10 protein-coding genes, 1 pseudogene and 1 other annotated feature are annotated in these 13,457 nt (G+C 41.1%); of the genes and pseudogenes, 8 read left to right on the top strand and 3 right to left on the bottom strand.

All coding sequences use genetic code 11. The features are described from left to right. Positions 1 to 88: 88 nt before the first annotated feature. Positions 89 to 1,645, bottom strand: coding sequence for an ABC-F family ATP-binding cassette domain-containing protein (locus V7654_RS13290; protein WP_335430853.1), 1,557 nt, complete (start codon positions 1,643 to 1,645; stop codon positions 89 to 91). A 350-nt stretch (positions 1,646 to 1,995) separates the two neighbouring features. Between V7654_RS13290 and V7654_RS13285 the strand changes: the two genes are divergently transcribed. The 4 genes from V7654_RS13285 (at position 1,996) to V7654_RS13270 (ending at position 6,350) form a co-directional block, all read left to right on the top strand. Next, positions 1,996 to 2,724 carry a YqcI/YcgG family protein gene (locus V7654_RS13285; RefSeq protein ID WP_335430852.1) on the top strand — a complete coding sequence of 243 codons (729 nt, stop codon included), beginning with the start codon at positions 1,996 to 1,998 and terminating at the stop codon, positions 2,722 to 2,724. A 389-nt stretch (positions 2,725 to 3,113) separates the two neighbouring features. Continuing rightward, positions 3,114 to 3,325, top strand: a binding site (T-box leader). A 94-nt stretch (positions 3,326 to 3,419) separates the two neighbouring features. Further along, on the top strand, positions 3,420 to 4,850 hold the full coding sequence (proS, locus tag V7654_RS13280) for a proline--tRNA ligase (RefSeq protein WP_335430851.1): 1,431 nt from the start codon (positions 3,420 to 3,422) through the stop codon (positions 4,848 to 4,850). A 259-nt stretch (positions 4,851 to 5,109) separates the two neighbouring features. Continuing rightward, positions 5,110 to 5,934, top strand: coding sequence for a CPBP family intramembrane glutamic endopeptidase (locus V7654_RS13275; protein WP_335430850.1), 825 nt, complete (start codon positions 5,110 to 5,112; stop codon positions 5,932 to 5,934). 134 nt (positions 5,935 to 6,068) lie between these two features. Next, positions 6,069 to 6,350: an AbrB/MazE/SpoVT family DNA-binding domain-containing protein gene (locus V7654_RS13270; protein ID WP_335430849.1), complete on the top strand. Its 282-nt coding sequence runs from the start codon at positions 6,069 to 6,071 to the stop codon at positions 6,348 to 6,350. Positions 6,351 to 6,394: 44 nt separating this feature from the next. On the opposite strand, the gene arcA is transcribed toward V7654_RS13270, so the two are convergent. Next, the gene (gene arcA, locus V7654_RS13265; RefSeq protein ID WP_335430848.1) at positions 6,395 to 7,627 is read right to left on the bottom strand and encodes an arginine deiminase; all 1,233 of its coding nucleotides are present in this window, start codon (positions 7,625 to 7,627) and stop codon (positions 6,395 to 6,397) included. A 528-nt stretch (positions 7,628 to 8,155) separates the two neighbouring features. On the opposite strand from arcA, the gene V7654_RS13260 reads away from it, so the two are divergent. Together V7654_RS13260 and V7654_RS13255 are read left to right on the top strand one after the other, a co-directional pair. Beyond that, positions 8,156 to 9,346: a glycine C-acetyltransferase gene (locus tag V7654_RS13260; protein WP_207499291.1), complete on the top strand. Its 1,191-nt coding sequence runs from the start codon at positions 8,156 to 8,158 to the stop codon at positions 9,344 to 9,346. A gap of 82 nt (positions 9,347 to 9,428) precedes the next feature. Then, the gene (locus V7654_RS13255) at positions 9,429 to 10,373 is read left to right on the top strand and encodes an L-threonine 3-dehydrogenase (RefSeq protein WP_335430847.1); all 945 of its coding nucleotides are present in this window, start codon (positions 9,429 to 9,431) and stop codon (positions 10,371 to 10,373) included. Between the two features lie 32 nt (positions 10,374 to 10,405). Here V7654_RS13255 and selD read toward each other — a convergent pair whose 3' ends face one another. Then, on the bottom strand, positions 10,406 to 11,458 hold the full coding sequence (selD, locus tag V7654_RS13250) for a selenide, water dikinase SelD (protein WP_438825298.1): 1,053 nt from the start codon (positions 11,456 to 11,458) through the stop codon (positions 10,406 to 10,408). 189 nt (positions 11,459 to 11,647) lie between these two features. Between selD and V7654_RS23930 the strand changes: the two are divergent. Beyond that, positions 11,648 to 11,836: pseudogene (locus V7654_RS23930) on the top strand (Rdx family protein); the annotation flags it as partial. Positions 11,837 to 12,020: 184 nt separating this feature from the next. Next, entirely contained in the window at positions 12,021 to 13,430 is a 1,410-nt protein-coding gene (selA, locus tag V7654_RS13245; RefSeq protein ID WP_335430845.1) for an L-seryl-tRNA(Sec) selenium transferase, read from the top strand. The last annotated feature ends 27 nt before the right edge of the window (positions 13,431 to 13,457 follow it).

Raw genomic sequence — 13,457 nt, 5'->3', positions numbered from 1 at the left:
CAATGATCGTTAACACAGCATCTTGAAATAACGACGAGCACCAACAATCATAAAGCCTGCTGGCAAAACCAGCAGGCTTAAACACTATCTATAATTCAGATTTTCCAGCCCATTCCTCAACATTCCAAACCTTCGTTACCCAATCTTCATAGAAATCAGGTTCGTGGCTTACAAGGACAATCGTTCCTTTATAGGCTTGTAACGCACGTTTTAATTCCGCCTTTGCCGTAATATCAAGGTGGTTTGTAGGCTCGTCAAACAGCAGCCAGTTGCTTTCATGCATAAGGAGCTTTGTCAAACGGACCTTAGCTTGCTCTCCACCGCTTAGCTGATTAAGCGGGCGTGAAATATGTTCATTTTTCAAGCCGCTGCGAGCAAGTGCTGCACGGACCTGGTGCTGATCCAGACTAGGGAACTCATTCCAGAGATCATCGATAGGTGTGATGTTTTCTGCTTTTACTTCCTGCTCAAAGTAAGAAGGGAACAGGAAGTCGCCACGCTCAATTTTCCCACTAAGTGCAGGTATCTTACCAAGCATTGTTTTTAATAATGTTGATTTACCTACACCATTCATGCCGACAATCGCAATTTTTTCACCACGTTCAATCGTGACTGACATTTTTGGCAGCAGCGGGTGAGTATAGCCGATTTCAAAGTCCACGCCTTCAAAAACATATCGGCTGCTTGCCCGCGATTCTTTAAAGTCGAAAGTAGGCTTAAGGGCTGTTTCTGGGCGGTCAATTCGCTCCAGCCGCTCAAGCTGCTTCTGCCTGCTCTTAGCACGGCCAGTTGTGGAATAACGCGCCTTATTTTTCGCGATGAAATCTTCTTGTTTCTTAATGAATTCCTGTTGCTTCTCGTACGCATTTATGTGTTGATTCTTATTGATTTCAGCAAGTTCAAGGAATTTTTCATAAGTAGCTGTATAACGTGTCAGCTTTGAAAATTCAAGTTGGAAAATAACATTGGATACCTGGTTCATGAATTCAGTATCATGGGAAATCAGAATGAAAGCATATGGATATTCTTTAAGATATCTTGTCAGCCAATTGATGTGTTCCACATCAAGATAGTTCGTTGGCTCATCCAGTAAAAGAACCTTTGGTTTTTCCAGCAATAGTTTGGCAAGCAGAACTTTCGTACGTTGGCCACCACTTAACGCTGAGACATCGCGGTCGATTCCGATTGCGTCTAAACCAAGACCGCGGGCTGCTTCCTCAACTTCAATATCGAGGGAATAGAAGCCACCTGCATCCAATGCATCCTGGATGTCAGCCATTTGTTCGAGCAATACTTCTAGTTCCTCCGGGGAAGCGTCAGCCATCTTGCCAGTCACTTCATTCAATTCTTCTTCTTTTTTAAATAGAGGAAGGAAAGCGTCCCGCAATACGTCACGGATCGACTTTCCCGGAGTCAGAACAGTATGCTGGTCCAAGTACCCGTATTCCACCCCTGGTGTCCATTCAACTTTTCCAGAATCATGGATTAATTGGCCGGTGATAATATTCATTAAAGTTGATTTACCGACACCATTCGCTCCGACCAAACCAACATGATCCTCAGCTAAAAGGCGGAAAGAGACATCTTTAAAAAGGGTACGATCCCCAAAAGTGTGACTCAAATTTTCTACATTCAATAAACTCATGATAAAGTCCTCGCTTCAATCTATTTTTAATGGCATTAATTTAACAATCACATTCCTTAATCATACTAAAATCTCTGACTTTAGACTAGTTTTTTATAAGGAGGAAGATATGGAAGCGCATGTTTTACATTTGGAAAAGTATAATTGATACGACAGAAGGAGATTGTTAATCGCTCATAGACTTTTCCGTATTGATTCAATAAATATTTAAATGTATATCGATAAAATGCAAAAGTGTTTGAATTTTCCTGAAAAGGTTTTAGATTCTAGGTCCTTCTTCTTACCTCATCCGTTTAGTAAAAGCTTGAAAGGGTATTAAGTTACTAACTAACTGATTTGAGGTGTTTTTTATGAAAGTCAAAAACAGCTATTTATTCACCAAGGAAGATATGGTCAATCCAGAACTGGTTCCAGAATGGGTAATTAGGGAATATAAGAATTTTCACGAGGTTGTTACCAATAGAGAGTTCCCATGCTACTTCGGTATGTCTGCAGAGAAAAAAGGGGAACTTCGCTATTCATATATTAGCAAGGATAACTGGAATGAATTGCCAGGCGCCATTGAGGAGTTTATCGCACTTTTTGATGAAAACAAGCCCTTGATCCGGCATGGACTATTTGTATTCGTCGAGCCTGAAATAGAAGAAAAAACGATTGAATATTATCGTGAGTATTTCTGGAGTGTCCTTCAATTCTTGCATGAAAAGGATACAAAGCCTTGGCCTGCGGATTATCCTACGGACCCAGACCATCATCTCTGGGCCTTCTCATTCGCAGGGGAACCTTTCTTTGCATTTGGCAACGCCCCTGCTTACAAACAGCGTAAAACCAGAGACCTTGGCAATAGTCTTGTACTAGGTTTTCAGCCACGCCGAATTTTCAATGGTCTTGAAGGGACTTCAAAAGGCGGAATCATGTCTCGTGAAAAGGTAAGGGAGCGAGTGGAAAAATGGGACAACCTGCCGAAGCACCCGAATGTAAGTCATTATGGCGATCCTGATCATAGGGAATGGAAGATGTATTTTATTGGCGATGATAGTAAACCAATTGAAGGTAAATGCCCGTTTCATCATAAATAAGCAAAAGAGACTAAATCCTAGAGGATTTAGTCTCTTTTTGCGTTTGAAATCTTAGAAAATTTCTATTACTATTATAGGAAGATAATTACATATCATAGATTGGATGATTCTCATGAAGTTAAACAGATTCTCCATAGCTTTTGGCACCTTTGTTTTCGTCACAGGTCTACTATACATAATTGGCTATACCTTTCAGATCACACTCCTTATTTTTCACCATCAACACAATCAGACAGCTGAAGGCTTCACTTCAGAGTCCAGATCATTATTGCCTTTCATAATAGGATTGGGTGCAAGCTACATTGCTGAAAAGATATACTTAAGCAAAAAATATGATTTTTCAAATAAAAATTGACATCGATTTATTTTCTATATATAATCATCAAAAAATAGTAACGTTGACGAGGATCAGTAAATTGGACTGAAGCCATTTCCAGAGAGGGAGCTGAATGCTGAAAAGCTCCTATTGGCCGCCATTTGAACCTGCCTTTGAGTTCCGGATCGGATACATTGAAGATCACGGCGGATTATTCCGTTATCATTTCGAGATAAAGCAGCGCTTTATAATTTAGGGTGGTACCGCCAGGCCTTGGCCCCTTTTGGGATCAAGGCCTTTTTGCGTTCCTTTGAAACAGAGCAGCGTTATTTCGAGATGTTTTTTACAAAATTAAGTATATAAAATACGGGGTGCAGACATGGCTAAAGAATTTGTTAAAGAAATTACGTCAATGGATGAAGATTTTGCTCAATGGTATACGGATGTTGTTACGAAGGCAGACTTAATTGACTACTCAAGCGTAAGGGGTTCCATGATTATCCGTCCATATGGATATTCTCTTTGGGATAATATCAAAAATGAACTTGACTCCCGCATTAAAGAAACAGGACACGAAAATGTGTACATGCCACTTTTCATTCCTGAGAGCTTATTGCAAAAAGAAAAGGATCATATCGAAGGATTCGCACCAGAGGTTGCATGGGTGACTCATGGCGGGTCAGAAGAACTTGCAGAGCGGCTGGTTGTCAGGCCTACTTCTGAGGTACTTTTCTGTGAGCACTACAAAAACATCATCCATTCTTATCGAGACCTTCCAAAACTCTATAACCAATGGGCAAATGTCGTGCGCTGGGAAAAGACAACAAGGCCTTTCCTGAGAACACTTGAATTCTTATGGCAGGAAGGACACACCTGCCATGCGACAGATGAAGAAGCTCTTGAAGAAACTGTAAAGATGTTGAAGGTTTACGCAGATGTTTGTGAAAACATCCTGGCGATTCCAGTTGTCCAGGGGCAAAAAACCGATAAAGAGAAATTCGCTGGCGCTAAGCTTACTTATACAATTGAAAGCCTGATGCATGACGGAAAGGCTCTCCAGACAGGCACATCGCACCATCTAGGTGACGGGTTTGCCAAGGCGTTCGGCATACAGTTTACCGATAAGGAGGGGCAGCTCCAGTATGTTCAGCAAACATCATGGGGGTTCACAACAAGGGTTATCGGGGCAATGATCATGGTACATGGCGACGACCGCGGACTAGTCATTCCACCAAATGCAGCCCCTACGCAAGTCATGATCGTCCCAATTGCTCAACATAAGGAAGGCGTACTGGATTTTGCCTATGAACTAAAAGTTAAACTTTCAGGTGTAGCTCGCATCGGCATCGACGCAAGTGATAAAAAGCCAGGGTGGAAATTCAACGAATACGAAATGAAGGGGATTCCAGTAAGGCTTGAGGTAGGTCCTAAGGATATAGAGAACGGCCAGGTGGTATTGGCAAGACGGGATACCGGGGAGAAAATTTTCGTATCGCTCGAGGATTTAGAAACAAAACTTCCTGAATTACTAGAAGATATTCAGCGAAGCCTGTATGAAAAAGCTCTGAATCATCGTGAGGATAAAACAAACGCCGCTCTTAATCTTGATGAATTTAAAACAGTCCTTGAAAAAGAGACAGGTTTCATTAAGGCCATGTGGTGCGGTGGTCGAGCATGCGAGGATAAAATAAAAGAAGAAACGACTGCAACATCTCGCTGCATTCCATTTGAACAGGAACACGTAGGAGAAAAATGTGTATGCTGCGGCAAGGAAGCTGAGAAAATGGTCCTTTGGGCAAAAGCCTATTAATTGTTAAAAGCAATCCTTTTTGGGATTGCTCAGTTTGTCTACAAAGATATAGTTCACCCATAATTTATTGAAATCAACAGCCCCATTTTCGTGCCAATTAAAATAATTAAACTGAAGACAAGTTCGAGTGTCATCGAGTTTGTCTACTGTCTAAGCAATCCTTTGTGGGATTGCTTTTTTCCTCATACTCTTAAATCCCTTAAGATTTATGAAACCTTTATCTGGAAGAAACGTCTATTTAACGAACGGAGGGCTTATAATGAAAAAAATTCCTAAACTATTTCTTACATTAATCGGTTTCATTATCTTAAATTTGTATTTTAATTTTATCCCATCTTTACTGCCACAAAATGATATTTTACGTTTTTTCCACTTGCTGCTGTTTTTTCCTCTGGCATACATAGTTGCGCGTAAACTAACTAATGAAGGAATGGCCGTGTACGGTGTTGTTTTTTACAAGGGATGGATACGAAATCTATTGTTGGGCTTTTTCATTGGTTTTAGTTTCTGGGCAGTATTGTTCAGGTTATATTTTCACTTTGGAAAATATGAATTTATTGGGTATGCTCCTCTTTTAAACGCAGCAGCCAACTTTTTTGTCATTCTTGTTGGATTCGGTTTAGGTTCTTTGATCAACGACATGATCGTTAGGGGGTATATTATAAATCAATTGAAGGGTAAGATTCCTATCTCAGTGATTTTCACAATTTCCTTGATCATTTACACCTTCGATGATATATGGAATGCTGGATTTAGTGTTCAAAACACTATTTTTTCATTTGCATTGGGCATAAGTTTGACCTATAGCTTTATCAAAGCTAATTCAATTTGGCTCAATACTGGTATTCATTTCGGATTGAATGTCCTCTATGGACTATTTTTCGGCGTGTCTCAACAAATAGGCGGAGGAATATTTTTATTCAAGGAAACTTCCACTTCGAGCAATTTAACCATTTGGCTGTCAACTTTTATTTCACTCATGATTTTAGTTGCCGTATTTTTGATAAACCGGTATATCGTTGTTTACAAACAGAGAACTGGAAAAAGCTTTGATGAGACTGGAACCATCCATCTCGCTAAATAGTTATAGAAACGGACATATTAGTATATTTAAAATGTAAAATTATGCCTCAGTTTGATATAATTGTATTGGGCCAGATTTGATTCACAGACTAGACATCCACATCCCATATATTATGAAATAGGGGAGGATGCATGATGAAAGCCACAGGAATTGTCAGGAAAACCGACCAGCTAGGCAGGATCGTTATTCCAATGGAATTAAGGAAAAAACTGAGTATTGGAGAAAATGATCCGCTGGAAATTTTTGTTGATGAGGATATGATCATCCTAAAGAAATATCAGCCTGAATTAACCTGCCTTATAACAGGAACAATCAGCAGTGATAATCTGTCGCTAGCCGATGGAAAGGTTATTTTGAGCCGTGAAGGTGCAGATCAATTGATTATAGAATTGCAAAGTTACCTAGCTGCAAATTAAATAATATTTTAAAAGCAGTCCTTTTGGGACTGCTTTCCGTATGTTTATAGGTCTTCTCGATAGATTGGCATGCTCATGCAGCGAGGGCCTCCACGACCCCTTGATAACTCGGAGCTTGGGATTTCAATTACTTCAACTCCATTTTTCCTTAATAAATCATTAGATACATAATTACGATCATAGGTAACAACGACACCTGGAGCAATCGCAAGAGTATTTGAGCCATCGTTCCATTGCTCACGCGCCGCAGCTATTTCGTGGCCGCCTCCGCACGGTATCATAACAAGCTCCTGCAAATTAAGGACTTCTTTCAAAGTTTCAGTTAAATTTGTCCGTTCTTTTATTTCCAATCTCTCAGGATCATTGCTTTTTTCTAAAATATATATTTTCATTTTACCGTTGGGACCTTCAATACCATGATGAACTGTGAATTTTTCCTGGTCAACCATTGTAAAAACGGTATCCAGATGCATATATGCTCTTAATTTAGGAATTTCAACAGCAACAACCTTCCGGATTGTCCCATTTCTCGTGAATATTCGTTTTGCCAACTTCTCAATGGCCTGTGCAGATGTACGCGCACTTACACCTATTGCTATAACTTCAGGACTGAGTACAAGCTCATCTCCGCCTTCAATTGGGTAATACTCATCGCGATCATACCAATGAGGAATGTCATGACCAGAAAATCGTGGATGGTGGCCAATGATAAAATCCATGAATAAGGATTCTCTTTTTCTGGCTCCTTCACACATTTTATTCAGGGAAATACCGTCACCAATCACCGCAGCAGGGTCACGAGTGAAATATAGGTTTGGCATCGGATCAAGGAAGAAAGGGTAATAGTCTTCCAAAAGCTCATGTAAATGAACTTTCTTTTCTTTTTGAATTTCAGACTTTAACACTCCAGACATCACTTTGCGGATCATGTCCTCCGTAGCGAATGAATGAAGATATTCTTCAACTGTTTTCCTTGAGCCATTCAAATTCCTTCTGCTTTCGTTCAACAGCTGGTCAATAAACTCATGGCGCAATTTATCTGTACTCAATGCTTCAGCCATCAATTTTTCTAAATAAAGTACTTCTACACCGCGGTTCCTTAACACATCGGCAAAATAATCATGCTCTCTCTGGACTGCAGGTAAATACGGGATGTCATCGAAAAGAAGCCTTTCGAGGTACTTCGGCGTTAAGTTCTCGACTTCCTTGCCAGGTCTGTGAAGAACAACAGTTTTAAGTTCGCCGATTTCTGATGTTACATTCAAAGGGTACTTCATATTGTTAGCCTCCCATTTTCGGTATCTATTCTCTATGAAATAAGGAGGGAGTGATCATTATGTATATTGAAACCGAGATAATCCACTTCCCCCGCCAAACTGCTTGTTTGCAGACTGGCTCCTTTTTCTATACCCTAATCATTTGGATTAAACCGGAAATGTTAAAAATAATGAGGTTTTTGTGATTTCTTGCGGAAAGTGGGGAAGCTAAATTTTAAGATTATCGGTGTTATAATTGTCTGTTGATTTCTGCTCCAGTCAACGATTTGTAATAAATCTATTTCAAAAACAACAATCTTTTAGAAAAGAGTTTAAATCAAAAATAAACGTTAACATTACCTCGAGAAAAAAGTAAGCGTTTTCTGTCCTTCATAGATGTACAATCTATCTAAATGTGTTAAAGTATATCTTGTGAACACCATAGGTATCATGGGAACAGGAATTCATAGAATGTCCTCCCGAAAAAGACAGTTGTATCCAATATAATGACATGACATGCCTGATTTGACGGCAGAAAGGGGATTTACGATGTCTAGCAAAGGTTTGGAACAATTTTTAAATGAAAACTTAGAGGATTTAAAAGGGAAGGGTTTATACAATGTGATCGATCCTCTTGAAAGCCCGAATGGACCAATCATCACAATTAACGGAAGAGAATTAATCAACCTCTCTTCAAATAATTACCTTGGGCTGGCTACGGATGACAGACTAAAAAAAGCAGCTACAGAAGCTATTGGCAAATACGGGGTAGGAGCAGGTGCCGTTCGTACAATAAACGGTACACTTAAGATTCACATCGAGCTAGAAGAAAAGCTGGCTAAATTCAAGAAAACAGAAGCAGCCATTGCTTATCAGTCTGGATTCATGTGCAATATGGCCGCAATCTCTGCAGTAATGGATAAAAATGATGCAATTTTATCAGATGAACTGAACCATGCATCAATCATCGATGGCTGCCGTCTATCTAGAGCGAAAATAATTCGCTTCAATCATTCAGACATGGATGACTTGCGCGCTAAGGCAAAGGAAGCAACTGAATCAGGACTTTACAATAAAGTCATGGTCATTACAGATGGAGTTTTCTCCATGGATGGAGATATCGCAAAGTTGCCTGAAATCGTTCAGATCGCTGAGGAATTCGATTTGATTACATACGTGGACGATGCCCATGGTTCAGGTGTCCTAGGTGATGGCGCAGGTACTGTGAAGCATTTTGGCCTTTCTGATAAAGTCGATTTCCAGATTGGAACATTATCCAAGGCAATCGGCGTAGTCGGAGGCTATGTGGCCGGGAAGCAAAACCTGATTGATTGGCTTAAGGTAAGAAGCCGTCCGTTCCTGTTTTCAACATCGCTTACGCCAGCTGATGTGGCTGCTAGCATAAAAGCAGTTGAAATTTTAATGGACAGCACTGAACTGAATGAACGACTATGGGATAATGCAAACTACCTGAAGGATGGCCTGAAAAAACTTGGATTTGATATTGGATATTCCGAAACACCAATAACTCCATGTATTATCGGGGATGAAGTTAAAACTCAGGAATTCAGCAAACGCCTAAATGAAGAGGGTGTGTATGCGAAGTCTATCGTATTCCCAACTGTACCACGAGGAACTGGCAGGGTAAGAAATATGCCATCTGCTGCACATACGAAAGAGATGCTAGATCAAGCCATCTCAATCTACGAGAAAGTCGGCAAGGAACTTGGAATTATCTAAAATGACAAATACAAATGGGCTAGCCGGTTAATATATGGGCCGGCAGTCCTTTTAAAAGCATCAACTGGGAGGAGTACATAGAATGAGGAAGATTTTGATTACCGGAGCATTAGGCCAGATTGGTTCTGAATTGACTGGCAAGCTCCGAGACATATATGGCCAGGATAATGTAATCGCAACTGACATAAGGAAGACTGATTCTGAGGCTGCGGTGAATGGACCATTTGAAATTCTAGACGTAATGGACGCCAAATCAATGGGCGAAATCGCTAACAAATATCAAGTGGATACAATTATGCACATGGCTGCACTATTATCTGCGACAGCAGAAGCGAAGCCTCAATTTGCCTGGAACCTGAATATGGGTGGACTAATGAACGCACTTGAAACAGCAAGGGAGCTGAACTGCCAGTTCTTCACACCGAGCTCGATTGGCGCATTCGGACCTAACACTCCTAAGGACAATACGCCTCAAGATACGATCCAGCGTCCAACGACGATGTATGGAGTTAATAAGGTTGCTGGTGAATTACTTGCGGATTATTACTTCCAGCGTTTTGGAGTGGATACAAGGGGTGTAAGGTTCCCTGGCTTGATCTCTTATGTGGCACCTCCAGGGGGCGGCACAACTGATTATGCTGTCGAAATTTATTACGAAGCGATCAAGAACGGAAAATATAGTTCTTATATCGATAAGGGAACGTATATGGACATGATGTACATGCCTGACGCGCTTGATGCCATTGTTGACTTGATGGAAGCGGACCCAGCAAAGCTGATTCACCGCAATGCATTCAACGTTACTGCGATGAGCTTTGACCCTGAGGAACTTGCTGCTGAAATTCAAAAGCATATTCCAGCATTTGAACTTACCTATAATGTCGACCCTGTTCGACAGGCAATCGCTGACAGCTGGCCGAACTCAATAGACGCTTCTGCTGCAGCCGATGAATGGGGTTTTAAAGCGAAGTACAATTTATCCCGCATGACTGCAGATATGCTAGAGAAATTACGATATAAACTTTAATATTAAATGTAAAAAGGTGAAATCAAATGATTTCACCTTTTTACATAGATTAATTTGTCTTTCTTTTCGATAACCTTCCCAATTATTGCAGCATGATTTAAACCCTTTTCCTTCAAAGCTGCTACATATTGCACCGCTTCTTCTTCAGGAAGTGAAACTAGAAGACCTCCCGAAGTGATGGCGTCACAAAGGACGAGTTGTTCTTCTGAAGATATTTCATCATAGAATACATCATCCTTAAGCCATGTGTGGTTTGATTTTGACCCTCCAGGAACTACTCCTTTTGAAGCAAGTTCATATGTACCAGTCAAAACAGGAACCTTTGACAAAGTAATTTCGAAGCTTACCTCGCTGCCTCGGGCGATCTCACTGCCATGACCAAGAAGGCCAAAGCCTGTGACATCAGTAACTGCATGAGGGTTGAAGCTCTGCAAGGCATCAGCTGCAGATTTATTAAGAAGTGCCATTGTTTCTGTTACTTCCTGCTCTTGTTCAGCTGTTACAGCACTGCGTTTAATGCCAGTCGTCAAGATGCCGACTCCGATAGGCTTCGAAAGGACTAAAGCATCACCAGGAATAGCACCAACATTTTTCCAGATTTTATCTGGATGGGCTAGACCTGTGACAGACAATCCGAACTTCGGCTCCTGGTCATCTATTGAGTGGCCGCCAACTGTTACGGCACCAGCTTCTTTTACTTTATCGCTTGCTCCCCGCAGAATTTCGGCCAGCAAATCAGGCCCTAATTTTTTAACAGGATAACCTACAATATTCAATACCGTTTTTGGTTCTCCTCCCATGGCATATACATCACTGAGTGCATTTGCAGCAGCAATCTGGCCAAACATATATGGGTCGTCCACAATCGGTGTAAAATAATCGATTGTCTGGATCAGGGCAATGCTGTCAGTCAATTTATATACACCTGCATCATCGGATGTTTCATGACCGACAAGCAGTTCAGGAACAGGTTCCTGTTTTGGTAAAAGACGCAAAACTTGCGTCAAGTCCTCTGGACTGATTTTGCATCCTCAGCCAGCTTTTGTCGACAAGGAAGTCAGACGGATCTTTTCATGTTCGCTCAACTTTATCACCTCAGAAAAAAGTATACTCTTTCTTATTTTGAAAATCACCCTTAAGCCACTATTATTTGCATCAGTATAAACTTTACACTAAAATGACAGTAAATACTTATATAGAAGCTAACAGGGGGATTTACTGTGGAAAAATTTCAAGTTACCGTCAAATTTTGCATGCTTTGAAATTACGCACCTAAAGCCGCGAGTTTCGCGGAGGAACTATTTACCCATTTCCGAAGCCAGATCGAAAAAATGGAACTAGTTCCAGCCTCAAAGGGCGCTTTTGAAGTGACCATAAACGGTCAGTTATTGTATTCCAAACTGGATACAGGTGTCTTTCCCGATTCTGATGAAATCATAAAACAAATGGAAGCCCTAAACTAGCGCCTGGCAATATGCCAGGCTTTTTTCAACCCTTTACCACGTTAAACCGCTGGGGGTGTGACCCCCGGCGCGGTGGTATGTTAAAGTACAGGCAATTAGCTAGTGTTCACTGGATTGGAAAATCTTTATCCTTGAGAATAATGATATAATTAACCAATGTATAATTGTTGTGGGGGTTACCGGTATGAAACACTTATTAAGGCAGCTGCCTGCAGTCCATGAATTGCAAAGACAGCAACGATTTATTGAGATCGTTGATCAGCATGATGCTGATCCAGCCCATTTAACGGAAGTCGTTAAGGACGTCCTATCAAAAATTAGAGAAGATTTGTTAAATGGCAAGTGGAGTGGCCACGAGCCAGGAACAAATGCATTTGTTGATGAATTTTTTGATATCGTTCATGAAAATCTTGCAAAGAAATTGGACTTCACCTTAAAACGAGTTATTAATGCAACGGGCACTATCTTACATACAAACCTAGGAAGGGCTAGATTGAGCGAGAATGCTATCAACCATGTTGTGGAAACTGCCAGGAACTATTCAAATCTTGAATATAAATTGCAGGATGGCAAGCGGGGGTCTCGGCATAGCCATGTAGAAGCTCTTGTAAAAGAGGCTACAGGGGCAGAAGCAGCAATGGTAGTAAACAATAATGCGGCAGCCGTTTTTCTTATCCTGAGTGCCCTGGCAAGGAATCAGGAAGTTATCGTTTCCCGTGGGCAATTGGTTGAAATAGGCGGTTCGTTCAGAATCTCTTCCATAATGGAAGAAAGCGGCGCCAAGCTGGTTGAAATAGGGACGACCAATAAAACTCATCTGCACGATTATGAAAAAGCAATCAATGAAAGCTCAGCTATGATCCTAAAGGTACATACTAGTAATTTCAAGGTAATTGGCTTCACTCAATCCGTTGATACAGAAGAACTGGCTCAGCTTGCTAGCCGTCATGACAGGGTAATCTTCTATGAAGATCTGGGCAGCGGTGTGCTATATGATTTCAAGAACGAAGGAATCGGCGAAGAGCCTGTAGTTGGTGAGATACTGAAAATGGGTGCAGACATCGTATCGTTTAGTGGTGACAAGCTGCTTGGAGGTCCGCAGGCTGGCATTATCGCAGGCAAGAAAGCTCTTATTGATCAATTGAAGCAGCACCAGCTGGCTAGAGTGGTGCGTGTCGATAAAATGACTCTTGCTGCTCTTGAGGGCACACTAATAGATTATTTAAGGGGAGCGAAGGGACGAAACAATATCCCAACCATACGCGACCTGATTGTTCCTTTAGAAGAGATTCAGAATAGGACAGACGCGTTTGTTAAAAACATTAACGATTTTGGTGGAGAATTAAAGGCAGAGGTACAAAAAGGCACAAGCCAGGTTGGCGGGGGAACAATGCCAGAAGTAGAGCTGCCAACTTTTATTGCTGCTCTGACTCATAATGAGCTTAGCGCGGAACATATTGCCAATATGCTGCGGACAGAAGCTAGTCCTGGGATTATCGTACGGATACAAAAAGAAGAAATTCATATAGACCTTAGAACTGTCACAGTGGATGAAGAAACCCTTATCATTGAACGTTTGAAAAAGATTATTTAAAAAATATGGGCTGCCAGTCGTTCTGGC

Source organism: Bacillus sp. JJ1609, assembly GCF_036967045.1.
GTDB lineage: Bacteria > Bacillota > Bacilli > Bacillales > Cytobacillaceae > Mesobacillus.
Note: the sequence above shows the minus strand (reverse complement) of the source record. Positions and strands in the feature narration are given on the sequence as shown.

Bases quoted from the DNA above. Each gene is read 5' to 3' on its own strand.
- selA (WP_335430845.1), top strand. From the start codon at position 12,021: ATGAAACACTTATTAAGGCAGCTGCCTGCAGTCCATGAATTGCAAAGA.
- V7654_RS13260 (WP_207499291.1), top strand. From the start codon at position 8,156: ATGTCTAGCAAAGGTTTGGAACAATTTTTAAATGAAAACTTAGAGGAT.
- proS (WP_335430851.1), top strand. From the start codon at position 3,420: ATGGCTAAAGAATTTGTTAAAGAAATTACGTCAATGGATGAAGATTTT.
- V7654_RS13285 (WP_335430852.1), top strand. From the start codon at position 1,996: ATGAAAGTCAAAAACAGCTATTTATTCACCAAGGAAGATATGGTCAAT.
- V7654_RS13270 (WP_335430849.1), top strand. From the start codon at position 6,069: ATGAAAGCCACAGGAATTGTCAGGAAAACCGACCAGCTAGGCAGGATC.
- V7654_RS13275 (WP_335430850.1), top strand. From the start codon at position 5,110: ATGAAAAAAATTCCTAAACTATTTCTTACATTAATCGGTTTCATTATC.
- V7654_RS13290 (WP_335430853.1), bottom strand. From the start codon at position 1,645: ATGAGTTTATTGAATGTAGAAAATTTGAGTCACACTTTTGGGGATCGT.
- arcA (WP_335430848.1), bottom strand. From the start codon at position 7,627: ATGAAGTACCCTTTGAATGTAACATCAGAAATCGGCGAACTTAAAACT.
- V7654_RS13255 (WP_335430847.1), top strand. From the start codon at position 9,429: ATGAGGAAGATTTTGATTACCGGAGCATTAGGCCAGATTGGTTCTGAA.